Origin of the sequence: Curtobacterium sp. MCPF17_001 (genome assembly GCF_003234615.1) — a bacterium.
Lineage (GTDB): Bacteria > Actinomycetota > Actinomycetes > Actinomycetales > Microbacteriaceae > Curtobacterium.
In genome coordinates, this window is the sequence record NZ_QKSL01000003.1 from 85,708 (window position 1) to 111,312 (window position 25,605).

Genomic DNA, 25,605 nt, shown 5'->3' on the forward strand with positions numbered 1-25,605 from the left:
ATGTCCGACATGGCTGACGACGAGAAGCAGACCCGGGACGACTTCGCCGACGCGGTGAACATGACCGCCTCGCAGCTGCAGGGCTGGCTGGACTCCGACGAGTCGAAGGAGGTCGGCCAGAAGAAGGACGGTGCCTCCGAGTCGACCGGGCACGAGTCCGGGCGGCACATCGTGCGGATCCTCCGCAAGAAGCAGGGCGAGTACACCGACGACGACTACGCGCACATGCGGAAGGTCGTCGGGTACGTGGCGCGGCACATGGAGCAGCGACCCTCGGGCGACGTCGAGGACACCCGGTGGCGGTACTCGCTCATGAACTGGGGACACGACCCGCTGAAGTGACCGGGCGGCTCAAGTAGCGTGGCGGGCATGCCGGACAACCTGCTCCCGAACCCCTCGACCAACCCCGAGACGCTGCTGGCCGCCGAGCCCGAGGTGGACGCGGCCCTGGCGGCGGGCGCTCCCGTCGCCTCGGTGGTGGTGTCCTCCCCGTCGTCGAGCCTGGCGTGGGCGATGCTCGCCGACGAGGCGTGGGCACGCGGCGCGACCGTCGAGTCCTACGCGTACGCCCGGGTCGGGTACCACCGCGGCCTCGACGCCCTGCGGAAGGCCGGGTGGCGCGGAGCCGGGCCGGTGCCGTGGTCGCACGAGCCGAACCGTGGCGTGCTCCGGAGCCTGTTCGCGCTGCGCCGGGCGGCCGAGGCGATCGAGGAGCCGGGCGAGGCCGAGCGGCTGACGCAGTTCCTCGACGGCGCCGACCCGTCGGCCGCCGAGGCCATCGCGCGCGGCTGACGCCGCGCCGCGCCGCGGCCGGCCGGCCGGCCGGCCGCGCCGCACTGCGGCTGGGCACAACAGGAACCCGTTCGAACCGGGGGATCCCCTGGTTCGGACGGGTTCCTGTTGTGCGGCGCCAGCCGGCACCGGGTGCCGTTGGCCCCGGCCGGCGGCGGCTCCGGCGCCGGCTCCGGCGCCCCGCTACGCCAGCAGGACGCTCCAGCTCCGCGCGCTCGGCCAGAGCTGGTGCTCCGGCAGCACGTCGAGCCCGCACGCCCGACTCCCGAGCCCGTGCTGCGCGTCGTCGAGGTACAGGTACAGCGCGTCCGGCACCGGCAGCTCGTGCGGGTGCCCGGCACGCCCGACCTGCTGCGCGGTCCACGGCGTCAGGGTGAACCCGGCGCGGTGCCCCGATGCGGGATCCGGCAGGGTCGTCACGGTGATCGGCCCCACGCTCAGCGTCCGGAGTTCCGGCCGGTGCCCGCTCTCCTGCGGCATCGAGTAGCGCGTGGTCATCGCCGACACCGGCGCCTGGAACCGCCCGACCCGTGCCGCGTGCGAGGAGTCCGCGTACGACTCGTCCGGCCCGGTCCCGAACCACGAGGCCGTCTCCGACAGCAGCGCGGCGGGCAGGTCGATACGCACGCCGATCCGCGGCCAGGTGACGTCCCAGCCGCCGAACGGCATGGCGTCCGTCCGGAGCAGCAGTCCGGCGTCGGTCAGGGTCCACCGGTGCGTGACCTCGACGCCGGCACCGCTGTTCGCCGCCGCGACCCGGACCCGCTGCACCAGGCCGTCGTCGGTTCGCGTCACGGACACCAGCCGGTGGGTCAGACGGTCGAGACCACGGGCCTCCCACCGCGACGCCGACGAGGGCGCCGTCGGGTCGCCGACGCCGAGGGTCAGCACCGGGTCCGAGGTCTCGTACCCGCCCTGCGAGGCACCACGGTCGTTGTCCGTCGGCGCCCGCCACAGCTCGAGCCGCGGGCCGGACACGTCGTGGCCCCTGAACGTCGCGAGGTCACCGCGTGCGGTGAAGGTCGCCTCCCCGAGACGGTCGCCGTCCCAGCCCCGACTGGAGGCCCGTGGCACCGCCGCCGGTCGGCTCGCCACGAGCGCCTGGGTGCGTGCCACCACGTGCCCGGTGTCCGCCCAGGCGGTCGGACCGGCGAGCTCCGCGACGACGTCGAGCCACAGCTCGTCGCCCGGCGCGAGGGAGCCCGCATCGGCCCGGGCTGCCGCCAGCACCTCGTCGGGCACCGGCACCGTGGCGGACTGCCGCACCGCGACGATCCCGGGGGCGAGCCGCCCGGACGCCTCGACGACGCCGTTCCGCGAGAGGGTCCAGCAGAACCGCAGCCCCGCGGTGGAGGCCGAGTGGTACCGGTTCTCGACCAGCACCGTCGTGTCCGAGACGGACAGGCGGACCGGCGCGACGACCGCCGCGAACTCCGCCAGCCCCGGGGTGGGGGTGTCGTCCGGCAGCACCAGGCCGTCCATCACGAAGTTCCCGTCGTGGACGACCTCGTGGAAGTCGCCTCCGTAGGCGTGGTAGGGCGTGCCGTCGTCCGTGTGCGCCAGCAGTCCGTGGTCCCGCCACTCCCACACGAAGCCGCCGTGCAGGCGTGGGTAGCGGTCGACCAGGGCCTCGTACTCGGCGATCTGCCCGGGACCGTTGCCCATCGCGTGCACGTACTCGCAGTGGATGAAGGGCTTCGACCGCTGTCGTGCCGCCTCGGCGGGACCGCAGCCGAGCAGGGGAGTGGCCGGACCGCCGCCGATCGACTCGGTCTCCTGCAGCGTCGGGTACATCCGTGAGTAGACGTCGGTGTACTCGCCCGTGTAGTCGCCCTCGTAGTGGACCGGACGCTCGGGGTCGCGGGCGTGCACCCACTGCGCCATCGCGGCGAGGTTCCGGCCGGTGCCGGACTCGTTGCCGAGCGACCACATCACGATCGAGGCGTGGTTCTTGTCGCGCTCGACGGTGCGGGCGACGCGGTCGAGGTAGGCGTCCTCCCACGCCGGGTCGTCGGACGGGTTGCCGAGCCACCCCTGGAACTCGAAGCCGTGCGTCTCGAGGTCGCACTCCAGGACCACCCAGAAGCCGAGTTCGTCCGCCAGGTCGAGCACCCGCGGGTGCGGCGGGTAGTGCGAGGTGCGGATCGCGTTGACGTTGCTCTGCTTCATGAGCGCCATGTCGGCGCGGGCGTGGGCCTCGTCGAACACCCGGCCGCGGACGGGGTGCGTCTCGTGACGGTTCACGCCGTGGAACACGACGCGCTCGCCGTTGACCAGGAAACGGTCGCCCACGATCTGCACGCTCCGGAAGCCCAGGCGCAGCGACACGGTCTCCCCGTCGAGGGAGCCGCCGACAGCGCCGCCGCCCCCCGACGTCAGCGTCGCGTCGTACAGCCGCGGGAGTTCGGCGCTCCACGGTTCGACGCCTTCGACGGTGATCGGGGCGACGTCGTCGGCGCTGGCCCAGGTCACGTCCACGCCGAGTTCGGGTACGGCGAAGTGCACCGGGAACACGGCGTCGATCGTCGGCACCGAGATCGTGCCCGTCCCGGTCGACGGCCGACCGGACGCAGCCGTCCCGGCGGACACCACGTCCCCGGGCGAGGCGGTCCAGCCGGCGCGCACGAACACGTCGTCGATCGGGGCGGTGGGCCGTGCCAGCAGGGTGACGTCGCGGAAGATGCCGGGTAGCCACCACTGGTCCTGGTCCTCGAGGTACGAGGCCGCCGACCACTGGTGCACCCGGACCCGGATCTCGTTCGACCCCGGGCGGAGCAGCGACGTCACGTCGAACTCGGTGGCGAGCCGGGACCCGGTCGACCACCCGACGACGGTGTCGTTCAACCACACCCGGTAGTGCGACTCCACCCCGTCGAAGCGGAGCAGCACGCGCGCTGCCCCGTCGAAGGAGTCCGGCAGGGTGAACGTCCGGCGGTGGTCACCGGTCGGGTTCTCGTCCGGCGGGTGCGGCGGGTCGACCGGGAACGGGTACTGCACGTTCGTGTAGCTCGGCGCACCGTGACCGTGCAGCACCCAGTGCGACGGCACCGGGAGCGACCCCCACCCGTCGGGGTCCTCGAACCCGGGGGCGTCGGCCACCGGTGACCACCGGAAGTCCCAGTCGCCGTGCAACGACAGGGACGGCGCGTCGGTGTGCAACCAGGCACGCGGTGCCCGTCGCGACGTCGAGCCCGGGGCGGTCGAGTGCAGGTCGTCGAGTGCGGCAGAGGTCAACCTCGACCAGTCCTTCCGTGAGGCCCCGCACCGGTGCACGGGGGAGTGGCGCGGCCGGGCCTCCGGGGGCACGCCGTCGTGCAGTCCAGTGTGGTCGGTTCCTGCTCCGCTGCTGTCAGCATCGTCCGCCGCGGCGCGGATCGGCCGCCCGTCCACCAGGACGCGGCACCTGCGAACGGGGTCAGGGACGCTCGCGGACCGTGGGATGCCCACGAGAGGAGCAACGATGATCGAACGCGGGAACACCACCCACAACCCGGAGCTCGACGACCAGCTCGCGCACGAGGCGCAGAGCATCGTCCAGGGACACGGCAGCAACGCCCACGTCGAGGAGTTCCGGCAGTCCGAACCGGTGCCCGACGACACCGACGACGCCGAGACCGTGCGGGCGTCCGGCTACGACGGCGACCTCGAGGGCAGCCTCGTCGACGACACCACGGATGTCGACGCCCCCGACGACCCGGCCGGCGTCGCCGCCGAGGAACCGGACGGCAGCGGGGACGGCGCCGACGCGACGGTCTACTCGACCTCGACGGCCGGTGCCGACGACGACGCGGCGGACGTCACCGCCACGAACGCGGCCGTGCCCGACGCGACCCCGACCACCCCCGACCTGAGCACCGCGACGACTGGAGGCGACGATGCCGATCACGCAGAATGAGACCACCGAGGACGGTCGGGCACTCGGCTCCCGACTCGCCGGCGGCGGGACGTGGACCTGGGCCTACGTGGACGCCTCCGGGGACCGCGAGGACCCGCAGCACCTCGCCGCCCTGCAGCGCCGGAAGGCCGAGGACGCGCTCCGGGCAGCAGGAGCCGACGCCGCCGTCATCGACACCGTGATGGCGGAACTCGAGGAGACGCCGGGCGTCCCCGCACCCGTGAACCGGTACGTGCTCGTCCACGACGGCGAACTCGTGCTCAGCGAGGTGCTCCCCGGGCACATGCACGGACCGGAGTCGGTCGGGCACGGAGCCGTCCCCGACCTCGTGCCACTCCTGGCGCACCGGCCGCTCGACGTCCCGTTCCTGGTCGTCGAGGTCGGACGCGGTGGCGGCGGGTACCGGGCGTACCGTCTCGGGCACGCTGACCACCCGGACCAGCGCGACGAGCAGGAGGTGCAGGGTCGGACCGACACGCTCCACAAGTTCCAGGGCGGTGGCTGGGCGCACCTGCGCTGGCAGCACCACACCGAGGAGCTGTGGCGGCAGAACGAGTCCGAGGTCGCCGCCGCCGTGCAGGACGCCGTCGACCGGCTGTCGCCCCGGCTCGTGATCGTCGCCGGCGACATCCGTGCCCGCCAGCTGCTCATCACCGAGTTGTCGAAGACGAAGGCCACCGCGCCGCTCCTGTCCGAGGTGCCGATCGACCCCCGCGCCTCGGACGCGTCGGAGGACGGCGTCCGCGAGCACGTGGACATCGCCCTCGCCCGGGTCGTCGCCCAGCGCCGACACGACGTCGAGGACCTGCTCCGCACCCACGACGGTCGCGGGGACGGTGAGGTCGCGGCCGGACTCGGCCCGGTGGTCGAGGCCCTGCAGCAGGCGCAGCCCTCGATCGTGGTCCTCGACCCCGCGGGCTTCGAGGACCGCACCGTCCTGGCCCTCGACGCAGCGCCGTGGATCGCGACGGCGCCGGAGCAGGCACTCGGCGCAACCGTGCTCGGGCACGTCCCGGCACCCGTCGGGATCGTCCGTGCGGCGCTCCTGACCGACGCCGAGGTCGTGTACGCCAACACCGCGGCACTGCCGGGCGGCGCACCGGCCGCTGCGCTGCTCCGCTGGCGGACCGGGCCGGAGATCCCGGGGGCCTGACCCGCGCCCGACGCGGCAGACGGTGACCCGATGACGGACGGGAGGCTCGTGGCGGTGCCGCCACGAGCCTCCCGTCCGTCGCCCCGGCCCGTCGTGGGTCGGTCGGTGTCGCGGGTCGCCCGGCATCGCGGGCGGTCGACGTCGCGGGTCAGTCGTGCGACCGGTCCACCCGCGGCACGAGCGGCAGCGCCAGCACCGGCAGCGCCGCCACCAGCAGGAACGACCCGGCGAAGCCGACCAGCCCGACCAGTGCGCCGATGCCCGGGCCGACGGCGCTCGCCGCGATGAACTGCCCGGTGTTCTGTGCGCCCAACGCCCGACCGGACCACGAGGGGCCGGCGGCTTCGGCGACCGACGTGTACGCCAGCCCGTTGTCGGCGACCGTGACGCTCGTCGCCACGACCAGCACCACGGCGGCCGCGGGCAGGTGCGCGACGTCGACCAGGGCCAGGACCGCCATCACCGCGGCGGCTGACACAGCGACCACCCGCAACGGCCCGACCCGGGAGCCGACCCGGTCACTCCAGAACCCGACCAGGATCCGGCCGATCGCGCCGACGAACTGCGCCGCCCCGACCAGCAGCCCGGCGGTGGCGGTCGACCAGCCGAGGGTGACGAGCCAGACCAACCCGTAGGTCGACAGGGTGAACTGGGGGACCACGAGCAGGATCGAGACCGCGTGGATCCGCCAGAGGAAGCCGGTGGCGCGGTAGGGGTTCGCGGTGCCGACTGCGGCGCCGGCATCGCCGCCCGACGCCGGACGGGACGGGCGCGGCGGGTCCACGATCCCGACCGCGCAGACCACCGCGAGCACCGCGCACAGGACGACCGGCAGGACCAGCGCGCTGCGGATGCCCGACGCCTCGGCGAGCCGGGGCACCGTCACGGCCGCCAGGGTCACCCCCAGCGGCTGCGACATCTGCCGGATCCCCATCGCGAGGCCGCGCCGCTCCTTCGGGAACCAGCCGACGACGACCCGGCCGCTCGCCGCGTTCGTCGAGGCGCTCGTCATCCCGGCTGCCAGGAACGCGACGCCGAGCAACACCGTGTCGTCGTCCGCCAGCCAGGCTCCGGCGACCGCGAGCGTGGTGAGCACCAGACCGCCCGCGATCACGATCCGCTCACCGATCCGGTCGGCCACCGCGCCCCAGGCGATCAGCGTCAGCACCATCCCCGCCGTCGGGGCCGCCGCGAGCAGCCCGGCCTGTGCGAGTGGCATGCCCTGCGCGTGGAGGTGCGGGATGAGCAGTGCCGGTGCGGTGACGACGAGCGTCCCGGCGGCCTGCGCGGCGACCCCGAGCGCGAGCATCGTCCACGCTCGGGCAGGTGTCCGGACCACGCGCTCCCCGTCTCGACTCGGCTGGTGTACCGGAACGGTATACCAACGGTGGTCCGACGGCACTACGCTGGATGCCCGTGACCGAACCGACCGACGCAGCACCCGTGTCGCAGACGGCCCAGCTCTACGACAACCTCCGTGCCGCGATCCTGACGCTCGACATCGCGCCGGGGGAACGCATCTCGGAGCGCGGGCTCGAAGCGCGCTTCCACGCCTCACGCACCCCCGTCCGGGCAGCCCTGTCACGCCTCGAGCGCGAGGGGCTCATCCTGCACGAGGGTCGCTCGTGGACGGTCACCCCGATCGACCTCGACGAGATCGCCTCGCTCGCCGAACTCCGCGGCGTGCTCGAACCCGCCGCCGCCCGTCTCGCCGTCGCCCGCGCGCAGCCCGAGGCGCTCGCCGAGGTCCGCGCGCACCTCGACGCCCTCCGACCGACCCCGGACCAGCAGGCCGGCATCACGATGGGCTCGACGTTCCACCTGGACCTTGCCGCGCTCGGCGGGAACCGCTTCGTCACCGATGCCGTGGCCGACGCCCTGACCCGACTCGAGCGCACCCGGTGGATCGAGGTCCGCACGCCCGAGGCCCGCGACGCGGCGTGGCAGGAGCACAGCGACATCCTCGACGCCGTCCAGCAGGGCGACGCCGACCGCGCCGCGGAACTGGTCGCCGCCCACGTCGCGGGGACCAACGACCGGCTGCTGGGCTTCATCGCCCAGGAGCGGCGTCGGCTCCGCGGCGCGGGCATGGCGATCGTCGGGGCACCGGAGCGGCTGGCGGCCGGGGCCTGACCGACGCGGGCCGGACCCCGGTCGCTCCTCGACCGGTGGACGTGGCCGCTACTCGACCAGCGGACGTTCCTCCGTCCCGTCGAGCTGGGCGGTCACCCAGGACAGGTGCGGGTCGGCGTCGTGGTCGAGGAGGGCCTCCCGCACCTCGGCCTCGTCGGTGGAGAGCCGGTACGCATCCCTGCGCCCGGACGGAGTCGACTGTGACATCTGATCGTCCTTTCCCCTGTTGGTCGGGCCAGTGTCGTCCTGCGCGCTGTCGTCCGCAAGGCCCCGGGCTGGACCTGTGGAGAACCGACGCTGCCTAGGATGGTCGGCGTCGCCGGGCGGGCTGCCCGCGGCTCCGACCGCGACGGGAGGCACGGCGTGACCACGCAGGGCACCGCACCTCCCACGGTGTACGACGTCGCCTCGGCCGCGGGCGTCTCGATCGCGACGGTCTCCCGCGTCCTCCGCACGCCCGACGCCGTCCGCGAGGGCACCCGGGACCGTGTCCAGGCCGCGATCCGCTCCCTCGGCTACGTCCCCTCGGGGAACGCCCGCGCGCTGGCCGGACGCCGGACCGGCGTGGTGGGCCTGCTGCTGCCGGGGTTCGACGTCGTACCGGACGAACGGCCGGACGTCGTCACCGACGGCGGTGTGCGCATCGTCGACGACCGCCGGCACGTCACCCAGCCGACGTCATCGAACCTGTACTTCGACGAGGTGCTGCGCGGCGCCGAGACCGAGGCGTGGCAGCGTGGACTGGCGCTGATGGTGGCGGCCGGCCGTGGTCCGTCGCGGGACGTCATCGTGAACGACGTCGCCGGCCGGGTCGACGGGCTGGCGGTCCTGGCGCAGACCGTGCCGGACGAGCTCCTCGAACACGTCGCCCGCCGGATCCCGGTGGTGGTGCTCGCCGACGACCGGCGCTCGCGCGGCTTCGACTCGATCAGCGTCGACAACGCCGCGGGCATGCGGACCCTCGCCGCCCACGTCATCGGACGGCTCGGCATCCGGTCGATCGCCTACGTGGCGGGACCGGTGGACTCCCCGGACGACCAGGAGCGCACCGCCGGGTTCAGGCGGGCGCTCGAGGACCACGGGCTCGCGCCGACGGCGGTCCGGACCGTGCACGGCGACTTCGGTCGGGTCCGGGCCCGTGAGCTGGCCCGGACGCTGCTGGACGAGCGGGTGCCGCGGGCGATCGTCTGCTCGAACGACCAGTCGGCGCTCGGGGTGCTCGACGCGGTCCTGGCGCGCGGGCTGCGGGTGCCGGACGACGTCATGGTGACGGGCTTCGACGGCATCGACGCGGGGCGGTACTCGACCCCGCGCCTGACCACCGTGCACCAGCCGATGGGGGACCTGGGGCGTGCGGCGGTCCGGGCGATCGTCGACCGACTGGACCGCCGTGAGGGGCCACCGCGTGCCGTCCGGCTGCCCGTCGAGGTGCTGCTCCGCGAGAGTTGCCCGCCGGAGCTCTAGCGTGCTGCGCGACGTACGGACTGCGACTTGCGCACCGCGATGTAAGCGCATACATTGACCCTCGTACCCACTCGACACGGAGGTCGACCGAGCAATGACGCTTCCCCCACAGCGCACCCGCCGTGCTCGCCTCGCCGCTGCCCTCGCCGGCATCGCGGTCGTGGCCCTCACAGCGACCGGCTGCAGCATCCAGGTCCGGTCGGAGCCGGACCCGAGCATCGGCAAGGACACGATGCTCATCAACGCCGACCACGGCAACCCGCTGTTCGACCGCAACTTCAACCCGTACATCACGAACGCCCGGACGGCGTCGAAGTGGATGTACGAGCCCCTCATCGAGGTGAACCCCCTCGACGGCAAGCGGAACCCGTGGCTCGCCAGCTCGTGGGAACAGCCGGACGCGAAGACGATCGACATGACGATCCGCCGGGGTGTCGAGTGGTCGAACGGTGACGCGTTCACCGCGAAGGACGTCGTCTTCACGTTCGACCTGCTGAAGAAGTTCCCCGCGATGGACGTCAAGGGTGCCTGGCAGCACATCGACACCATCGAGCAGCAGGGGGACCACGTCGTCTTCCACCTGAAGTCCGAGGACGTCCCGAGCCTGACGATCATCGGCCAGACGTACATACTCGGCGAGCGGCACTGGGGGAAGGTGGAGGACCCGACGACGTGGCGGGACCCGAACCCCATCGGCACCGGCCCGTTCGTCCTCGGCAACTACACCGACCAGCAGTACTCGATGGACAAGAACCGTCGGTACTGGCAGGCCGACGAGATCGCGATCGAGCACCTCATCCTGCCGGCGACGAACACGCAGCTCGACACCGTGACCCGCGGCTACGACTGGTCGTACTCGTTCATCTCCGACGTCGAGGGCACGTGGGGCGCCGCGTCTCGCACCAACACGTGGTGGTTCCCGCCGGGGGGCGTGATCGGGCTGATCCCCAACCTGACGAAGGCGCCGTACGACGACGTGAACGTCCGCCGGGGCATCTCGCTCGCCCTCGACCGCGACGACATCGCCGAGACCGCGACCGAGGGCAACCTCACCGCCGCGGCCCAGACCGGCCTGATCCTGCCGAACCAGGAGCGGTACGCGAACCCGGACATCCCCGACAAGGGCATGGTGACGCAGGACGTCGCCGCCGCGAAGGCCGCGTTCGCGAAGTCCGGCTGGGTGGAGCAGGGCGGCAAGATCGTCAAGGACGGCAAGCAGCTCGCGATCACGATCACCACGGCGAACGGCTACGCGGACTGGCTCCGTGCCGCGCAGGAGGTCCGCCGCGACCTCACCGCCATCGGCGTCGCGGTGACCATCAAGGCCCCGCAGCCCGCCGGGTACCAGCAGGCGATCAACAACGGTGACTTCGACATGGCGATGGGCGGCATGGGCAACGGCGACGTGTACCAGGCGTTCAACTCGCTGATGTCGACCGAGTTCTACCAGCCCGTCGGCAAGCCCACCGTCAACAACTACGAGCGGTACCGTGACCCGGCCACGCAGCGCCTGCTCGACGAGTACAAGGCGACGACCGACACCGGCCGGCAGCAGCAGATCCTCGACCAGCTGCAGACGATCGTGTACGACCAGCTGCCCGTGATCGGCATGTACCACGGCGGCCTCTGGGGTCTGTTCAACACCGGCAAGTTCGTCGGCTGGCCGAGTGCGGAGGACCCGTACATGGCCCCGCAGAACTACGACTCGGCACCGCTGCTCATCTTCACCAAGCTCCGGCTGCGCGACAGCGCCGCAGGGCGCGCGATCGTCCAGGAGCAGGGCAAGTGAAGTACATCGCCCAGAAACTCGTCCTCTTCGTCCTGACCCTCTGGGCCGCGGTCACGCTGAACTTCGTGCTGCCGCGCCTCATGCCGGGCAGCCCGAGCGACGCGGCCCTCGCGAAGCTCAGCCAGAACGGCCCGGTCACCGACGCCACCCGCACGGCCATCGAGGCGCAGCTCGGCGTCCCGACCGGGAACCTCTGGGACCAGTACGTCAGCTACCTGCACCAGGTCGTCACCCTCGACTTCGGGACGAGCTACACGTTCTACCCGCAGCCGGTCGGCGACCTGGTCGGGAAGGCCCTGCCGTACACGCTGATCCTGGTCGGGGTCGTGACGATCCTGGCGTTCGTCCTCGGCACCCTGATCGGCATCGCGGCGGCCTGGAAGCGCGGCACCTGGCTCGACTCGCTCCCCACCCTGTCCGGCAGCTTCATGTCCACGTTCCCGTACTTCTGGACGGCGCTGCTCCTGCTGTTCTTCCTCGGCTACGTCCTGCACTGGTTCCCGACCACCGGCGCGTACTCGGCGACGACCACGCCGGGTCTCACCGGAGCGTTCGTGGGTGATGCCCTGCAGCACGCGGTCCTGCCGGCGGTGACGATCCTGGTGACGAGCCTGGGCGGCTGGATCATCGGCATGCGCAACGCGATGATCAACACGCTCGGCGACGACTACGTGACCTTCGCCGAGGCGAACGGCCTGCGCGGCCGGACCGTCGCGATCCGCTACGCGGCGCGCAACGCGATCCTGCCGAACCTGACCGGCTTCGGCCTGGCCCTCGGCGGCGTGGTCGGCGGCTCGGTGCTCGTCGAGCAGGTGTTCGGCTACCCGGGCATCGGCTACCTGCTGTTCAACGCCGTCATCGGGCAGGACTACCCGCTCATGCAGGCACTCTTCCTGATGATCACCGTGTCGGTGCTCATCGCCAACTTCATCGTGGACGTGCTGTACGGCGTCCTGGACCCGAGGACGCGCCGATGACCAACACGAGCACCCCCGACGCAACCGTCGCAGTCCGCACCCAGCCGGGCCCAGAACAGCAGGCGCCGAGCAAGCTCAGGTCAGCCGCTCGCCAGTTCGGCGTCGTCTGGTCGAACACGAAGGCCCGGATCGGCATCATCATCCTGGCCGTGTTCGTCCTCGTGGCGATCCTGGCGCCCCTCCTCGCCCCGTACGGCGCCAGCCAGAACGGCTTCGCACGGTCAGCCGACGCGACGCCCGACCACTGGATGGGCACCACCGCCGCCGGCGAGGACGTCCTCTCCCAGCTGATCTACGGCGCCCGCATCTCGGTCATGGTCGGCGCGGTCGCGGGCATCCTGTCCACGCTCGTCGCCGTCGCGATCGGCCTCAGCTGGGGCTACGTCCGCGGCTGGGTGGCCGAGGTCATCGGCTTCATCGTGAACCTGTTCCTGGTGATCCCGGGCCTGCCGCTCATGATCGTGATCGCGGCGTACCTGCAGAACGGCGGCATCGCGGTCATCATCGCGGTCATCGTCGTCACCGGCTGGGCCTGGGGAGCGCGTGTGCTCCGCTCCCAGACGCAGTCCCTCCGCGGCCGCGACTTCGTGACGGCCGCGCAGTTCTCCGGCGAGGGGGCGACCCGCATCGTCTTCCGCGAGATCCTGCCGAACATGACGTCCCTGATCGTCGGCAGCTTCTTCGGGGCGGCGACCAGCGCGATCCTGGCGGAGGCGGGCCTGGAGTTCCTCGGCCTCGGCGATTCCTCGATCGTCAGCTGGGGCACGATCCTCTACTGGGCGCAGAACTCGAACGCGCTGCTCACCGGCCAGTGGATCCTGCTGTTCGCCCCGGGGCTCTGCATCGCCCTCCTCGCGATGAGCCTCACCCTGATCAACTTCGGCGTCGATGCCGTGTCCAATCCGCGGCTGCGCGAAGGCGCGCGCCCGAAGCGCAAGGAGGCGACCGCATGAGCGGCGCACGTCCCGTCCCCACCACCGGACTGGAGGCACGCACCGGCGCCGCCACGGGCCTCCCGTCCGACACGTCCCACGGAACCACCGGCTCCGCAGGATCCGACGTCCTGCTCGACGTCCGCGACCTGTCGGTCGTCTACGAGTCGTCGGGGCAGACCGCCGTCCAGGCGGTCGACCACGTGTCGTTCTCGCTCCGGAAGGGCGAGTTCGTCGGGCTGGTCGGCGAGTCCGGCTCCGGCAAGTCGACGCTCGGCTACGCGCTCACCCGACTGCAGAAGCCCCCGGCGCGGACGAACGGCGGCAGCATCGTGTTCGCGGGGAAGGACATCCGCGACCTCGGCGACGAGGAGCTCCGGCAGCAGCGCCAGGGCGGATTCGCGATGGTGCTGCAGTCCGGCATGAACGCGCTCAACCCGGTGCGGACGATCCGGAACCACTTCATCGACGTCTTCACGGCCCACGGCCACGTCCCACGCGAGCGGTGGGACAGCCGGATGCGGGAGCTCGTCGGCAAGGTGAAGCTCCCCGACTCGATGCTCGCGCGGTACCCCGGCGAGCTGTCCGGCGGCATGCGGCAGCGCGTCTCGATCGCCCTCGCGCTGTCCCTCGAGCCGCAGCTCATGGTGTTCGACGAGCCGACCACGGCGCTCGACGTCCTCGTCCAGCACGCGGTGATGGACACGATCATCGAGCTGCAGCGGGCCGAGGGCTTCACGGCGGTGCTCATCAGCCACGACCTCGGCATCGTCCTCGAGGCCACCGAGCGCGTCCTCGTCATGCACGAGGGCCGGATCGTCGAGGACGGCGGTTCGCGGGAGATCCTCCGTGACCCGCAGGACCCGTACACGCAGATGCTGCTCTCGCACTACGCCGACCCGCGCGCGTCGGTCGTGAGCCTCCCCGGCTTCCCGGACCGCTCGCTCCGTGCCGCGTCGGGTGAGAAGCGCCAGCAGGCGACCTCGTCGTTCAGCACGGTCGGCTCGCGCGAGCGCAGTGCGGCGCGGAACCCGATCGTCGTCGACCACCTCGTGAAGACCTACGCCCCGCCCCGTCGTGGTGAGGACCCGGTCCGCGCCGTCCGCGACGTGTCGTTCACGCTCGAGCCGGGGCAGTCCCTCGCGCTCGTCGGCCAGTCGGGCTCCGGCAAGTCGACCATCGCGAAGCTGCTCACCGGCGTCGAGAAGCCGACGTCGGGCACTGTCCAGTTCGGCGACCTCGACGTCGCGAAGCTCGGCCGCCGCGGCATGCGGGACCTGCGCTCCGAGGTGCAGATGGTGTTCCAGGACCCCTACTCGGCGCTCAACCCGCTGCACACGGTCGAGTACACGCTCACCCGTCCGGTCGTGAACTACACCGGGCTCCGCGGGCGCGATGCCCGCCGTCGCGTGCTCGAGCTCCTGGAGACCGTGGGCCTGACGCCCGTGGAGCAGTTCGCGCAGAAGCTCCCGCACCAGCTCTCCGGCGGGCAGCGGCAGCGCGTGGTGATCGCCCGGGCGCTCGCGAGCGATCCGCAGGTGATCATCGCCGACGAGCCGGTCTCGATGCTCGACGTGACGCTCCGCGCCGGGGTGCTCGCGCTCCTCGAGGACCTGCGGGAGCAGTGGGGCGTCTCGCTCCTCTACATCACCCACGACCTGTTGAGCGCCCGGCTCATCACCGACGACATCATGGTGCTCCACGAGGGTGCCGTGGTCGAGCGGGGGCGGACCGCCGACGTGCTGCAGCACCCGCAGGACGACTACACGGTCGCGCTGCTGGACGCCGTGCCGAACCCGCGGCGCGCGGTGGAGCTCGAGGGCGTCGCGAAGCGGCGTGCGACCCCAGCGCCGAGCGAGCCTGCGAGCTCGGTGGATGATGCAGTATGACGAACCTGCACGCGTTCCCCACGGTCCCGCCGTTCGGCCACCTGCCCACGCCCGAGGGCGTCGACGTCGTCGGCATCGACCTCCCCGTCGGCCGGCTCACCGCCTACCGCGTCGTCCCGTCGGGTCCGTCGAAGGGCGTCGTGCTCGTCGTCCCCGGGTACACCGGCTCGAAGGAGGACTGGCGCACGTTCATGCCCCTGCTCCGCGACGCCGGCTGGACCGCGGTCGCGATCAGCCGCCGCGGGCAGGCCGACTCGGCAGCGCCGGGCTCGCCGCAGAGCTACACGCTCGACGAGGAAGCCGCCGACGTCGTCCGCGTCGCCCGGCTGCTCGACGACGGCGCACCCGTGCACCTCATCGGGCACTCGCTCGGCGGCGTGATCGTCCGCGCCGCCGCGATCGCGTCGCCTCGCTCGTTCCGGTCCGTCGTGCAGTTCTGCTCGGGACCGTACGGCTGGCCCTACCGCAAGGTCACCGAGCTGACGATCATGCACGACACCGGTGGGAACAACCGCACGCTGTTCGACGCCACGAACCCGCTGTGGGCGTACCGCCCCGACGAGGAGCTCCCCGACGACGTCCGCATGGTCCGTGAACGCTTCGACGCCACCAGCCCCCTGAGCATCGTCGCCGGCGGGCACATCCTCGAGGACCACACCGACAGCTCCGCCGAACTCCGCGCCACCGGGCTGCCCGTCCTCGTCACGCACGGCGAGTGGGACGGTGCCTGGCCGATCCCGTGGCAGCGCGCCATGGCGACCGACACCGGCGCCGAGTACGAGGTCGTCCCGGCGAGCTACCACGGACCCCAGATCGAGAACCCGCAGGGAACCGTCGAGGTCTTCGATCGGTTCTTGTCCGCCCACTGAAAGGCACCATCATCACTTCGCTGCACTTCCCCGACGGCTTCCTCTGGGGTGCCGCCACCGCCGCCCACCAGATCGAGGGCAACAACGTCAACAGCAACTGGTGGGTGCACGAGCACGAGCCGGACACCACGATCGTCGAGCCCTCCGGCGACGCGGCGGACAGCTACCACCGCTACCGCGAGGACATCCGGATCGCCGCCGACCTCGGTCTGAACTCCTACCGGTTCAGCATCGAGTGGTCCCGCATCGAGCCCGAGCGCGGGTTCGTCAGCCGCGCCGAGGTCGACCACTACCGCCGCATGGTCGAGGCCTGCCACGAGTTCGGCCTCGAGCCGATCGTCACCCTCATGCACTTCACCGTGCCGCGCTGGTTCGAGCGGGACGGCTTCTGGCGCGCCCCCGACGCCGCCGACCTGTTCGCCCGGTACACCGAGGCCGCGCTCCCCGTCGTCCAGGACGGCGTCCGCTACGTGTGCACGATCAACGAGCCGAACATCGCGGCGATGCTCGCTGGCGGTGAGGACGCCCGGAACCTCGTCGCCTACGGGTTGCCGAACCCGGACCTCGGCGTCGCCGACGCGCTGCTGGCCAGCCACAAGCGGTCGCGAGACGTCCTGTCACAGGTGTCGGGCCTCCAGACCGGGTGGACCGTCGCGACGCAGGCGTTCAAGCCCTCCGGCGAGCCCGGGTCCGAGCAGATGCTCCGTGAGTACGGGTACCCGCGCGACGACTGGTACCTCGAAGCGGCGGCCGGGGACGACTTCGTCGGCGTCCAGGCCTACACGCGCACGTTCATCGGTCCGTCCGGTCCGCTGCCCGTCGCCGACGATGTCGAGACCACGCTGACCGGGTGGGAGTTCTACCCCGAGGCCTCGGCGGACGGCCTGCGGTCGGCGTGGGAGCTCTCCGGTCACGTCCCGCTCATGATCACCGAGAACGGCATCGCGACCGCCGACGACACCCGCCGGATCGCCTACACGCAGGGCGCACTCGAGGGCATCCACCGCTGCATCGAGGACGGCATCGAGGTCCTCGGCTACCAGCACTGGTCGCTGCTCGACAACTACGAGTGGGCGTCCGGGTTCCGGCCCACCTTCGGGCTCGTCGCCTGGGACCGGGAGACGTTCGAACGGACGCCGAAGCCGAGCGCGCACTGGTATGGGGGCGTTGCGCGTGCGAACGCGCTCGAGACGCGTCGCAGCTGACGTCTTGTCCTGACCGACGGGAGGCCCGACTCACCTCCGCCCCGTTCCGGCAGCCGTGCACATGACATGTTCGGAGGGCGCGGGTGGGTCCTGCGTACTGTGCGCAGATGGACCCATGGCCTCTGACCCACCCCGGCGATCCCATCGAACCGAACAGATCGGCCCGAGCGCCCGTCCGGACGTCGACCACCGTGTCGGACGTCGGTGTCCCGGACCTCGACGGACTCGTCGCTGCTGTACCACCGGGGGCCACCCTCCGCATCACCCGCGCCTGGAAGCGGTTCTCCCCGCTCGTCCTGAGCCGGCCGGTCGCCCTCGTGTTCGAAGGCGCTGGCTCGATCGCGATGACCGACCACGCGACCGCCATCGAGATCGCGTCGAGCTGGGTCTGCGTCTCCGGAGCGCGACTCGTCGGCCCCGGTGGGACGGTTCAAGGTGACGGACGAGGCATCAGGGCACGAGCGACGTCGGAAGCGCCGTTCCGCGGTCTGCGCGTCTCCGGCTGCACGATCACCGAGTTCTCCCGCTCCGCACTCGAGTTCCAGCACGTGCAGGACTTCGTGGTCGAGTCGAACACGGTCCAGGACCTCGGCCACGCGGGGGTCGTGCTGCTCTCCTGTTCCGACGGGACCGTCAACGACAACACCGTCGCGGACGTGCACCAGCCCCACGGGTACGGCGACTCCGCTGGGGTGACCGTCTCCCGCGACGACGCTCGAGACTCCCGAGACGCACCCGGGAGCGCTCGTGTCGCGGTCGACCGCAACCGCATCACCGGAGTGCGGGGATCGGTGGGCATCGAGATCCGATGCGGTGCCGACCTCGCCGTTCGGCAGAACCGCGTGCAGGACTGCCGGGTCGGGATCACCGTGCTTGTGTCGAAGCAGGCGGTCGATCTCGACGCCGGGTCCGCGAGCGGGCAGGTCCTCGTCGCCGGCAACCACCTCGAGCGACGGGCGCCGCTCGGCCCCGGGTCCGGCATCGTCATCCGTGGTGCGGGGACCGCGGTCCGGGACGACCGTCAGCGGGTGACGGCCACGATCACCGGCAACACGATCGTGGGCTTCGGTGGGAGTTCGAGCGATGCCGGGATCCGCGCTTCCCGCACCCACGCATTGGTGATGAGTGACAACGAACTGCATTCGTGCGTCCGTGCTGCGGTGTCGCTCGCACACTGTGACGGACGCACGACGGTGACGCGGACGTCCGTGCACGGTGTGGTTCCACCGGAGCCCGGGGGGCAGTCGGTGGCTATCGAGGTGGGAGCCGCGACCAGTGCTCGGGTCATGGCGACACGTGTCCGGCCCGGTGTCGACGGTCGACGGTGCTCGAGCGGTGCCGTCTGTGCGAGCGGCAGCAGGCTCACGTTGCTCGCGAACGACTGGTCTGGTGCCGAACGCGCCATCGCCGGGGCCGGGACGTTCCTCCGCTCAGGAGAGCAGTGACGGCCCGCATCCACGCGTCCGGAGTGGCCGGGACAATCGGTGTGACGTCGTCATCGATGAGACGCGCTGGATCGAGTCCGGCGCTCCTGCGCCATCGCCGCGTCGCGCAGTCCGCTCGGAGCGAGCGGCGGGACGTTCGCATGCGCGATCTTCGGGTGGATGGGTCGTCGGTCCGCCTCTCCTTCCCCGATGAGTTCCTCATGGAGTTTCTCGCCCGGCCGGAGTCCCGAGAACACGATGTCCGCCGCGCTGTCGAGCTCCGCTATGAGACGTTCGGCGACGTCGAGGATGCGGACCGGGTCGCCCATGTCGAGGACGAGCACCTCGCCGGGCGCAGCGATCGCTCCGGCCTGGATCACCAGGTGACACGCCTCGGGGATGGACATGAAGTACCGGGTGGCGTCCGGGTGCGTGACGGTGACCGGGCACCCTGACCGAATGAGGTCCACGAACAACGGGAGCATCGATCCTCGGCTCCCGAGCACGTTGCCGAAGCGGACGGAGACGTAGTCGTGCCCGGTCGTCTCGGCGACCCAAGCGGTCAGCCGCTCCGCCAGCCGCTTCGTCCGGCCGAGGACGCTGATCGGGTTCGCCGCCTTGTCCGTCGAGATGTTCACGAGCGTCCGCACGCCGGCCGCGGCTGCCGCCTCGAGGACGTTGCGTGTCCCGAGGACGTTCGTCTTCCAAGCCTCTTCCGGGTACTGCTCGAGCATGGGGAGGTGCTTGAGGGCCGCCGCGTGGAAGACGACGTCGGGACGCCGGTCGAGCATGATGTCGGTCACGGCATCGGCGTCGCGGATGTCGACCAGCACCACGTCACGGGTGTCCAGGAGGCCGTGCCCCGACACCGAGACCTGAACCGTCTGCAGCGCGGTTTCGTCGCGGTCGAGCATGATGACCTCGGACGGCTCGAACCGCACGATCTGTCGGCACAGCTCGCTGCCGATCGAGCCGCCGGCACCGGTGACGAGGACTCGCTTGCCACGCAGGAAGTCGGCAGCCAGTTCAAGGTCCGTCGCTGTCGAGTGATGCCCGATCAGAGCCTCGATGTCGATGTGCTCGATGGACAGGTGGGGTTCTGGACGAGCAGGGCTCAGGGGGGCCTTGTGGTTCACGATGCTCCGGAGGGGATGGTGTGCTGGCGGGGAAGTGTGCGGGCGGGGACCCCGACGACGGTCGTTCCCGCTGTGACGTCACGCGTCACGGCGGCGGCGGCACCGACGACAGCATCGGGGCCGATCGACAGCCCCTGGAGCACGACGGCACCGGCACCGATCAGCGCGCGGTCGCCGACGAGCACGTCGCCGGAGAGCGCACTCCGCGGGTTCACCGACACGTGGTCACCGAGGTGGACGTCGTGCCCGATGACTGCTCCGGGGTTGACGTGCAGGTGCCGTCCGGCGCAGACGTTCGATCCGACCGTGGCGTTCGCGCAGACCACGGCGCCGGTGCCGAGCGAGACGAGCGAACCGATCGACGCCGACGGATGGACGAGGGAGGTCGCCGAGGCGCCGGCCCGGAGCGCGGTGAGGTCGAGCCGGGACCGGATGGCAGGCGCTCCGACGGCGACCACGAAGGACCGCCCCCGGGCCGTCGGCAGCCAGTCGGACATCCCGCCCAGGAACCGGATCCCGAGCCGTTCGAACGTCCGGAGGGCTGTCCCGGTGGGAGCGTCGTCGACCACACCGTGGAGGGGACGTCCGCACGCGAGCGCGATGTCGAGCGTTTCGCGTCCGAAGCCTCCTGCGCCGATCACGGTGACGGGTGACGCGTCCGTCATGGCAGGAACCGCCGGATCGTCTCGCACACGCGCGTGAAGTCGTCGTCCGACATCGCACTTCCGGACGGCAGCGCGAGCCCGTGCTGGAAGAGTCTCTCGGCGACGCCCGTCAACACCGCTTCGGCGCCGACGTGGACGGGCTGCAGGTGCATCGGCTTCCACAGGGGCCGTGTCTCGATCCCTTCGCCCGCGAGCGCCGCAGCCAGGTCGTCCTTCGTCCAGCCGGTCGTCTCGGGGTCGACCACGACTGCCGTGAGCCAGCAGTTCTCGAGGTGGTCGTCTCCGCCACGTCCGAGGACCCGGACGCCGTCGACCTGCTCGAAGAGCGCCCGGTACGCGGAGCGGAACGAGCGACGCCGGGCGATCATCTCGTCGAGGCGTCCCAGCTGCGCACGACCCAGCGCTGCGAGCACGTTGCTGAGCCGGTAGTTGTAGCCGATGTCGACGTGCTCGTAGTGCGGAACGGGTTGCCGCGCCTGTGTGGCGAGGTACCGGATGCGCGCCGCGGTCTCGTCGTCGTCGGTGAAGACCATGCCGCCACCAGAGGTGGTCATGATCTTGTTCCCGTTGAAGGAGACGCACGAGGCGGATCCGAAGGACGCGGCAGCTCGGCCGGCGTGGAGGGTGCCGAACGACTCCGCGGCGTCGGCGATCAGCGGGATCCCTTCGACACGGCAGATCTCCTCGAGCGCGGGGTAGTCGACGGCATGCCCGAGCAGGTCGACGGGGAGCACCGCTCCGATCCGTCGACCACTCGCACGGATCCGCCCGATGGCGGCGGCGAGGAGCTCGACGTCGATGTTCCCGTCGCACTCGACCGAGTCGATGAAGAACGGATGCGCGCCGGTGTATCGGATGGCGTTGGCCGTGGCGGCGAAGGTCATCGTCGAGGTGGGGACGACGTCGCCCGGGCCGACGTCGGCGGCCAGCAGCGCGAGGTGCAGGGCTGCGGTCCCCGATGCGAGGCCGATGCCGTGCCGCCGACCCATCCTGGCTGCGGCCTCGCACTCGAACGCGTCGAGGTCGGGCCCCACCGGAGCGACCCAGCCGCTCGCGATCGCAGCGGCGACGGCGGTCGATTCGGCGAGCCCGACGTCTGGGGATGAGAGCGGGATCGGACTGTGCATGACCACGAGTGTACAGCACTCGGTATGTTGCACTTGCATTTGATATCCAATACGATCAGCACGACCTTGCTGCTGCGATGGGAGAGAACGATGCCCGAACAACCCGACACGACCACGAGCGCACCACCGTTCGTCTCGCCACGCGCGGTCGTCGCGACGACCGCACGTCTCCACCGAGGAGTCCGGGTGTGGGACGACGCACACGTCGAGCCGGACGCCGAGATCGGAGCCGGGAGCACGATCGGTCGAGGCGTGACCGTCGGACGAGGCGTCCGGATCGGCGCCCGGTCGAAGATCCAGAACGGTGCACTGCTGTACGAGCCCGCCATCGTCGCCGAGGGGGTGTTCGTCGGCCCCGGCGTCGTTTTCACCAACGACCGTGTCCCCCGTGCGGTCCTCCCCGACGGCCGTGTGAAGGAGGCTGACGACTGGGAGCACGTCGGCGTCACAATCGGGCACGGAGCGTCGATCGGCGCCGGAGCCGTTTGTGTCGCGCCGGTCGCGATCGGCCGTTGGTCGATGGTGGCGGCGGGCGCGGTGGTCACTCACGACGTCCCGGACTTCGGTCTCGTCGCCGGCGTCCCGGCACGACGTGTCGGGTGGGTCGGGCGCGCCGGCCACCGACTCGTGCCGCTCGACGACCGTACCCACGAGTGTCCGGTGACGGGTGCCCGCTACCGCTTCGACGGAACCGACCTCCAGGAGACGAGCGCATGAGCATCTTCGACAGCATCGAGTCGACCTCCGAGTACATCCCGGCGGCGAAGCCCCTCATCGGCGACGACGAACGCCGGGCGGTCGACGCCGTCCTCCGCACCGGCATGCTCGCGCAAGGGCCGGAGGTGGCGGCCTTTGAGCGTGAGTTCAGCACGACGCTCGTGCCGTCACGACGTTCGGTCGCGGTGAACTCCGGTACGTCTGCGCTCCACCTCGCGCTCCTCGGGGCCGGCATCGGCCCAGGCGACGACGTCATCGTGCCCTCCTTCACCTTCGCGGCGAGCGCCAACGCCGTCGCACTCGTCGGTGCGACGCCGGTGTTCGTAGACATCGACCCGGTGACCTACTGCATGGACCCTGCCGCTGCGCGTGCTGCCGTCAGCCCGCGCACCGTGGCGATCATGCCGGTGCACCTCTACGGGCACCCCGCGGACATGACGGCGATCGGGGCGTTGGCCGACGAGTACGGCCTGAGCGTGATCGAGGACGCCGCCCAGGCGCACGGCGCCCGATGGCAGGACCGACCCGTGGGCGCGTTCGGTGTCGCCGGCGCGTTCTCGTTGTACCCGACCAAGAACATGACCGCTGGTGAAGGCGGGATGATCACCGTCGCCGACGACGGCCTCGAGCGACGACTGAAGCTGTACCGCAACCAGGGCATGGAGCGACGGTACGAGAACGAGGTCGTCGGGTTCAACATGCGGATGACCGACCTGCACGCGGCGATCGGGCGCGTGCAGTTGGGCAAGGTCCGGACGTGGACCGCTCAGCGGCAGGCAAACGCCTGCTACCTCTCGATCGAGATCGACTCGGTCGTCACGCCGACCGTCGCCTCCGGTGCCGAGCACGTGTTCCACCAGTACGTGGTGCGGGTCCCGGAGGACCGCGATGGCATCGCGAAGGCGCTCGAGCTCGAGTGGGGGATCGGCACCGGCGTCTACTACCCGGTCCCGGTGCACAGACTGCCGTCCTTCGACCGGACGTGTGACCTGCCCGAGACGGAGCGTGCCGCCGCTGAGGTCCTCGCACTGCCCGTCTACCCCACGCTGACCAAGCGCCAGCTCGACCGCGTCGTCGAAGGCGTGAACCGCCTTGCCCGGGCGGGTGCCTGATGGCCGCGTCGATCCGGACCGGGGTCGTCGGCCTCGGCATGATGGGGCGGCACCACGTCCGCGTCCTGCGAGCGCTCGACGGTGTCGACCTGGTGGGCGTCGTCGACGCGGCGGGTGACCGGTACGGCGCCGCGGACGGCCTCCCGGTCTACCGGACGGTGGGGGAGCTCCTCGACTTGGGCATCGAGGCGGCCGTCGTGGCGGTGCCGACGGCGCACCACGAGTCCGTGGCCCTCGAACTCGCCGACCACGGGGTGCACTGCCTCGTCGAGAAGCCACTCGCCGCCGACCTGCCCGGCGCTCAGCGGATGCTCGAGCGCTTCGAGGCTGCGGGCGTGGTCGGAGCCGTGGGGCACATCGAGCGGTACAACCCGGCGTTGCAGGAGCTGCGTCGGCGGCTCGACGCAGGGGCGCTCGGCGACGTGTACCAGGTGGTCACCCGGCGCCAGGGTCCGTTCCCGGCCCGCATCGCCGACGTCGGGGTCGTCAAGGACCTCGCGACGCACGACATCGACCTGACGAGTTGGCTCGTCCAGAGCCCCTTCGCACGGCTCTTCGCCCAGGCTGCCCACAAGAGCGGTCGCGAGCACGAGGACCTCGTCGCGTTCTCCGGGACACTCGCCGACGGCACCGTCACCAACCACCTCGTCAACTGGCTGTCGCCGTTCAAGGAGCGGGTGACCGTCGTGACCGGGCAGCGTGGGTCCTTCGTCGCCGACACCCTGACGGGTGACCTCTGGTTCCACGAGAACGGCACGGTCGCCACGCAGTGGGACGCCGTCTCCGCGTTCCGCGGGGTGTCGGAGGGCGCGATGACCCGGTTCGCCTTCCCCAAGCGGGAGCCACTCGTGCTCGAGCACGAGGCGTTCCGCGACGCCGTGCTCGGGGACGGCTCCCGCATCGTGACCCTGCGCGAAGGGCTCGAGACGCTGCGGGTCGCCGAGTGCGCACTCGAGTCCGCACGCTCGAACCGCATCACCAGTCCGCTCGGGTCGCTCGGGCCCGGCGGCGACCGAGAGGAAGAGGCAGCATGAAGATCGGTGTCGTGGGACTCGGCAAGATCGGGCTCCCGCTGGCGGCGCAGTACGCGCTCCGTGGGCACGACGTCATCGGCATCGACGTCGATGACCGGGTCGTCCGGGCGGTGAACAGCGGGGAAGTGCCGTTCCCGGGCGAACACGGCCTCGCCGAGGCGTTGCAGCGACTGGCTCCGACGGGGAAGCTCCGAGCGACGGGGGACTCCACTGCGGCAGTGCCCTCGTGCGACGTGATCGTGGTGGTGGTCCCGTTGTTCGTCGACGACGAAGGCGTCCCCGACTTCGGTTGGATGGACGCGGCGACCGACGCGATCGGGGCGTCCTTGACTCCGGACACGCTGGTCCTCTACGAGACGACGCTCCCCGTCGGTACGACGCGGGAACGCTGGGCGCCGCGACTGGAAGCCCGCTCCGGACTCCGGCAGGGCTCGGACTTCCACGTGGCCTTCTCGCCGGAGCGGGTGCTCACCGGTCGTGTCTTCGCCGATCTGCGACGGTACCCGAAGCTCGTCGGCGGTCTGACACCAGCGGGGACGGCTCGTGCCGTTGACTTCTACCGGGCCGTGCTCGAGTTCGACGAGCGCGACGACCTCCCACGCGCGAACGGCGTCTGGGACCTCGGGTCCGCCGAGGCCGCCGAGATGGCGAAACTCGCCGAGACGACGTACCGCGACGTCAACATCGGTCTGGCGAACGAGTTCGCTGCCTTCGCCGAGCGGGTGGGCGTGGACGTCGAGCAGGTCATCGAGGCGTGCAACTCCCAGCCGTACAGTCATCTCCACCGTCCGGGCATCGCGGTCGGTGGGCACTGCATCCCGGTCTACCCGCGTCTCTACCTCTGGAACGATCCGGGGGCGAGCATCGTCCGTGCCGCTCGCGAGCGGAACACCGCCATGCCCGAGCACGCCGTGGCGGTCCTCTCCGGCCTCGCGGGAGGGCTCGAGGGCGCGACCGTCCTGGTGCTCGGAGCGTCCTACCGAGGAGGGGTCAAGGAGACCGCGTTCTCGGGCGTGTTCCCGACCGTCGAGGCGCTCCGGGCGCGAGGCGCGCTGGTGCTCGTCCACGACCCGATGTACACCGATGCGGAGCTCGAGCAGCTCGGGTTCGTCCCGGCGCGGCGGGGAGTCGCGGCCGACGCGGTCGTCGTGCAGTCGGACCACGACGAGTACGCCTCGTGGTCGGCTGCGGACGTGCCCGGTGTGCGCGCGGTCCTGGACGGGCGTCGCGTCCTCGACGCCGCCGCGTGGCCGTGCTCCTTCGCGGTGCTCGGCGCGCCACCGAGGGCCTGA

General features: G+C 71.3%; 23 protein-coding genes. 17 read left to right on the forward strand and 6 right to left on the reverse strand.

From position 1 onward, the window contains the following. Positions 1 to 9: 9 nt before the first annotated feature. Positions 10 to 342 carry a DUF3140 domain-containing protein gene (locus DEJ24_RS04370; protein ID WP_111077567.1) on the forward strand — a complete coding sequence of 111 codons (333 nt, stop codon included), beginning with the start codon at positions 10 to 12 and terminating at the stop codon, positions 340 to 342. Positions 343 to 369: 27 nt separating this feature from the next. Continuing rightward, positions 370 to 792, forward strand: a complete 423-nt coding sequence (locus tag DEJ24_RS04375; protein WP_111077568.1) for a DUF3151 domain-containing protein — start codon at positions 370 to 372, stop codon at positions 790 to 792. 183 nt (positions 793 to 975) lie between these two features. On the opposite strand, the gene DEJ24_RS04380 is transcribed toward DEJ24_RS04375, so the two are convergent. Continuing rightward, complete coding sequence (locus tag DEJ24_RS04380; protein WP_111077445.1) at positions 976 to 4,026, reverse strand: glycoside hydrolase family 2 TIM barrel-domain containing protein; 3,051 nt, start codon at positions 4,024 to 4,026, stop codon at positions 976 to 978. Between the two features lie 226 nt (positions 4,027 to 4,252). Here DEJ24_RS04380 and DEJ24_RS04385 point away from each other — a divergent pair, with 226 nt between their 5' ends. Beyond that, positions 4,253 to 4,687: a hypothetical protein gene (locus DEJ24_RS04385; protein WP_111077446.1), complete on the forward strand. Its 435-nt coding sequence runs from the start codon at positions 4,253 to 4,255 to the stop codon at positions 4,685 to 4,687. Then, a complete protein-coding gene (locus DEJ24_RS04390) occupies positions 4,668 to 5,840 on the forward strand; it encodes a Vms1/Ankzf1 family peptidyl-tRNA hydrolase (protein ID WP_111077447.1) in 1,173 nt (390 codons plus the stop codon). The genes DEJ24_RS04385 and DEJ24_RS04390 overlap by 20 nt, the downstream gene beginning before the upstream one ends. Positions 5,841 to 5,988: 148 nt before the next feature. Here the strand turns inward: DEJ24_RS04390 and DEJ24_RS04395 are convergent, their stop codons facing one another. After that, positions 5,989 to 7,149, reverse strand: a complete 1,161-nt coding sequence (locus DEJ24_RS04395) for an MFS transporter (RefSeq protein ID WP_111077448.1) — start codon at positions 7,147 to 7,149, stop codon at positions 5,989 to 5,991. A 107-nt stretch (positions 7,150 to 7,256) separates the two neighbouring features. Between DEJ24_RS04395 and DEJ24_RS04400 the strand changes: the two genes are divergently transcribed. Further along, a complete protein-coding gene (locus tag DEJ24_RS04400; protein WP_258368832.1) occupies positions 7,257 to 7,973 on the forward strand; it encodes a GntR family transcriptional regulator in 717 nt (238 codons plus the stop codon). 48 nt (positions 7,974 to 8,021) lie between these two features. Here the strand turns inward: DEJ24_RS04400 and DEJ24_RS16780 are convergent, their stop codons facing one another. Further along, complete coding sequence (locus DEJ24_RS16780; RefSeq protein ID WP_181421567.1) at positions 8,022 to 8,180, reverse strand: hypothetical protein; 159 nt, start codon at positions 8,178 to 8,180, stop codon at positions 8,022 to 8,024. A gap of 99 nt (positions 8,181 to 8,279) precedes the next feature. Here DEJ24_RS16780 and DEJ24_RS04405 point away from each other — a divergent pair, with 99 nt between their 5' ends. The 8 genes from DEJ24_RS04405 to DEJ24_RS04440 all read left to right on the forward strand — a co-directional run bounded on the left by DEJ24_RS04405 (position 8,280) and on the right by DEJ24_RS04440 (position 18,543). Continuing rightward, positions 8,280 to 9,437: a LacI family DNA-binding transcriptional regulator gene (locus DEJ24_RS04405; protein ID WP_111077449.1), complete on the forward strand. Its 1,158-nt coding sequence runs from the start codon at positions 8,280 to 8,282 to the stop codon at positions 9,435 to 9,437. 94 nt (positions 9,438 to 9,531) lie between these two features. Then, complete coding sequence (locus DEJ24_RS04410; protein ID WP_258374540.1) at positions 9,532 to 11,226, forward strand: ABC transporter substrate-binding protein; 1,695 nt, start codon at positions 9,532 to 9,534, stop codon at positions 11,224 to 11,226. Beyond that, positions 11,223 to 12,203 carry an ABC transporter permease gene (locus DEJ24_RS04415; RefSeq protein WP_111077450.1) on the forward strand — a complete coding sequence of 327 codons (981 nt, stop codon included), beginning with the start codon at positions 11,223 to 11,225 and terminating at the stop codon, positions 12,201 to 12,203. The genes DEJ24_RS04410 and DEJ24_RS04415 overlap by 4 nt, the downstream gene beginning before the upstream one ends. Beyond that, a complete protein-coding gene (locus DEJ24_RS04420) occupies positions 12,200 to 13,156 on the forward strand; it encodes an ABC transporter permease (protein WP_111077451.1) in 957 nt (318 codons plus the stop codon). Before DEJ24_RS04415 ends, DEJ24_RS04420 begins: the two co-directional genes overlap by 4 nt. After that, positions 13,153 to 15,024 (forward strand): ABC transporter ATP-binding protein, encoded by a 1,872-nt coding sequence (locus DEJ24_RS04425; RefSeq protein ID WP_258374725.1) that lies wholly within the window; start codon positions 13,153 to 13,155, stop codon positions 15,022 to 15,024. The genes DEJ24_RS04420 and DEJ24_RS04425 overlap by 4 nt, the downstream gene beginning before the upstream one ends. After that, on the forward strand, positions 15,021 to 15,893 hold the full coding sequence (locus tag DEJ24_RS04430) for an alpha/beta fold hydrolase (RefSeq protein ID WP_111077452.1): 873 nt from the start codon (positions 15,021 to 15,023) through the stop codon (positions 15,891 to 15,893). Before DEJ24_RS04425 ends, DEJ24_RS04430 begins: the two co-directional genes overlap by 4 nt. Before the next feature lie 20 nt (positions 15,894 to 15,913). After that, entirely contained in the window at positions 15,914 to 17,098 is a 1,185-nt protein-coding gene (locus DEJ24_RS04435; RefSeq protein ID WP_220036694.1) for a glycoside hydrolase family 1 protein, read from the forward strand. Between the two features lie 107 nt (positions 17,099 to 17,205). After that, positions 17,206 to 18,543 carry a right-handed parallel beta-helix repeat-containing protein gene (locus DEJ24_RS04440; RefSeq protein WP_111077453.1) on the forward strand — a complete coding sequence of 446 codons (1,338 nt, stop codon included), beginning with the start codon at positions 17,206 to 17,208 and terminating at the stop codon, positions 18,541 to 18,543. Positions 18,544 to 18,593: 50 nt separating this feature from the next. Here DEJ24_RS04440 and DEJ24_RS04445 read toward each other — a convergent pair whose 3' ends face one another. From DEJ24_RS04445 to DEJ24_RS04455, 3 genes are read right to left on the reverse strand one after another with little or no spacing between them, the layout of a single operon-like run. Next, complete coding sequence (locus tag DEJ24_RS04445) at positions 18,594 to 19,658, reverse strand: UDP-N-acetylglucosamine 4,6-dehydratase family protein (RefSeq protein ID WP_375334691.1); 1,065 nt, start codon at positions 19,656 to 19,658, stop codon at positions 18,594 to 18,596. Continuing rightward, on the reverse strand, positions 19,655 to 20,323 hold the full coding sequence (locus DEJ24_RS04450) for a NeuD/PglB/VioB family sugar acetyltransferase (protein ID WP_111077455.1): 669 nt from the start codon (positions 20,321 to 20,323) through the stop codon (positions 19,655 to 19,657). Before DEJ24_RS04450 ends, DEJ24_RS04445 begins: the two co-directional genes overlap by 4 nt. Then, complete coding sequence (locus DEJ24_RS04455; RefSeq protein ID WP_111077571.1) at positions 20,320 to 21,450, reverse strand: DegT/DnrJ/EryC1/StrS aminotransferase family protein; 1,131 nt, start codon at positions 21,448 to 21,450, stop codon at positions 20,320 to 20,322. The genes DEJ24_RS04450 and DEJ24_RS04455 overlap by 4 nt, the downstream gene beginning before the upstream one ends. Positions 21,451 to 21,540: 90 nt before the next feature. Here DEJ24_RS04455 and DEJ24_RS04460 point away from each other — a divergent pair, with 90 nt between their 5' ends. From DEJ24_RS04460 to DEJ24_RS04475, 4 genes are read left to right on the forward strand one after another with little or no spacing between them, the layout of a single operon-like run. Further along, positions 21,541 to 22,167 (forward strand): acyltransferase, encoded by a 627-nt coding sequence (locus DEJ24_RS04460; RefSeq protein ID WP_111077456.1) that lies wholly within the window; start codon positions 21,541 to 21,543, stop codon positions 22,165 to 22,167. After that, complete coding sequence (locus DEJ24_RS04465; RefSeq protein ID WP_111077457.1) at positions 22,164 to 23,279, forward strand: DegT/DnrJ/EryC1/StrS aminotransferase family protein; 1,116 nt, start codon at positions 22,164 to 22,166, stop codon at positions 23,277 to 23,279. The genes DEJ24_RS04460 and DEJ24_RS04465 overlap by 4 nt, the downstream gene beginning before the upstream one ends. Further along, entirely contained in the window at positions 23,279 to 24,313 is a 1,035-nt protein-coding gene (locus DEJ24_RS04470) for a Gfo/Idh/MocA family protein (RefSeq protein WP_111077458.1), read from the forward strand. The genes DEJ24_RS04465 and DEJ24_RS04470 overlap by 1 nt, the downstream gene beginning before the upstream one ends. Beyond that, positions 24,310 to 25,605, forward strand: coding sequence for a nucleotide sugar dehydrogenase (locus DEJ24_RS04475; protein WP_111077459.1), 1,296 nt, complete (start codon positions 24,310 to 24,312; stop codon positions 25,603 to 25,605). The genes DEJ24_RS04470 and DEJ24_RS04475 overlap by 4 nt, the downstream gene beginning before the upstream one ends.

Bases quoted from the DNA above. Each gene is read 5' to 3' on its own strand.
- DEJ24_RS04370 (WP_111077567.1), top strand. From the start codon at position 10: ATGGCTGACGACGAGAAGCAGACCCGGGACGACTTCGCCGACGCGGTG.
- DEJ24_RS04375 (WP_111077568.1), top strand. From the start codon at position 370: ATGCCGGACAACCTGCTCCCGAACCCCTCGACCAACCCCGAGACGCTG.
- DEJ24_RS04385 (WP_111077446.1), top strand. From the start codon at position 4,253: ATGATCGAACGCGGGAACACCACCCACAACCCGGAGCTCGACGACCAG.
- DEJ24_RS04390 (WP_111077447.1), top strand. From the start codon at position 4,668: ATGCCGATCACGCAGAATGAGACCACCGAGGACGGTCGGGCACTCGGC.
- DEJ24_RS04395 (WP_111077448.1), bottom strand. From the start codon at position 7,149: ATGCTCGCGCTCGGGGTCGCCGCGCAGGCCGCCGGGACGCTCGTCGTC.
- DEJ24_RS16780 (WP_181421567.1), bottom strand. From the start codon at position 8,180: ATGTCACAGTCGACTCCGTCCGGGCGCAGGGATGCGTACCGGCTCTCC.
- DEJ24_RS04405 (WP_111077449.1), top strand. From the start codon at position 8,280: ATGGTCGGCGTCGCCGGGCGGGCTGCCCGCGGCTCCGACCGCGACGGG.
- DEJ24_RS04410 (WP_258374540.1), top strand. From the start codon at position 9,532: ATGACGCTTCCCCCACAGCGCACCCGCCGTGCTCGCCTCGCCGCTGCC.
- DEJ24_RS04420 (WP_111077451.1), top strand. From the start codon at position 12,200: ATGACCAACACGAGCACCCCCGACGCAACCGTCGCAGTCCGCACCCAG.
- DEJ24_RS04425 (WP_258374725.1), top strand. From the start codon at position 13,153: ATGAGCGGCGCACGTCCCGTCCCCACCACCGGACTGGAGGCACGCACC.
- DEJ24_RS04430 (WP_111077452.1), top strand. From the start codon at position 15,021: ATGACGAACCTGCACGCGTTCCCCACGGTCCCGCCGTTCGGCCACCTG.
- DEJ24_RS04440 (WP_111077453.1), top strand. From the start codon at position 17,206: ATGGACCCATGGCCTCTGACCCACCCCGGCGATCCCATCGAACCGAAC.
- DEJ24_RS04450 (WP_111077455.1), bottom strand. From the start codon at position 20,323: ATGACGGACGCGTCACCCGTCACCGTGATCGGCGCAGGAGGCTTCGGA.
- DEJ24_RS04455 (WP_111077571.1), bottom strand. From the start codon at position 21,450: ATGCACAGTCCGATCCCGCTCTCATCCCCAGACGTCGGGCTCGCCGAA.
- DEJ24_RS04460 (WP_111077456.1), top strand. From the start codon at position 21,541: ATGCCCGAACAACCCGACACGACCACGAGCGCACCACCGTTCGTCTCG.
- DEJ24_RS04465 (WP_111077457.1), top strand. From the start codon at position 22,164: ATGAGCATCTTCGACAGCATCGAGTCGACCTCCGAGTACATCCCGGCG.
- DEJ24_RS04470 (WP_111077458.1), top strand. From the start codon at position 23,279: ATGGCCGCGTCGATCCGGACCGGGGTCGTCGGCCTCGGCATGATGGGG.
- DEJ24_RS04475 (WP_111077459.1), top strand. From the start codon at position 24,310: ATGAAGATCGGTGTCGTGGGACTCGGCAAGATCGGGCTCCCGCTGGCG.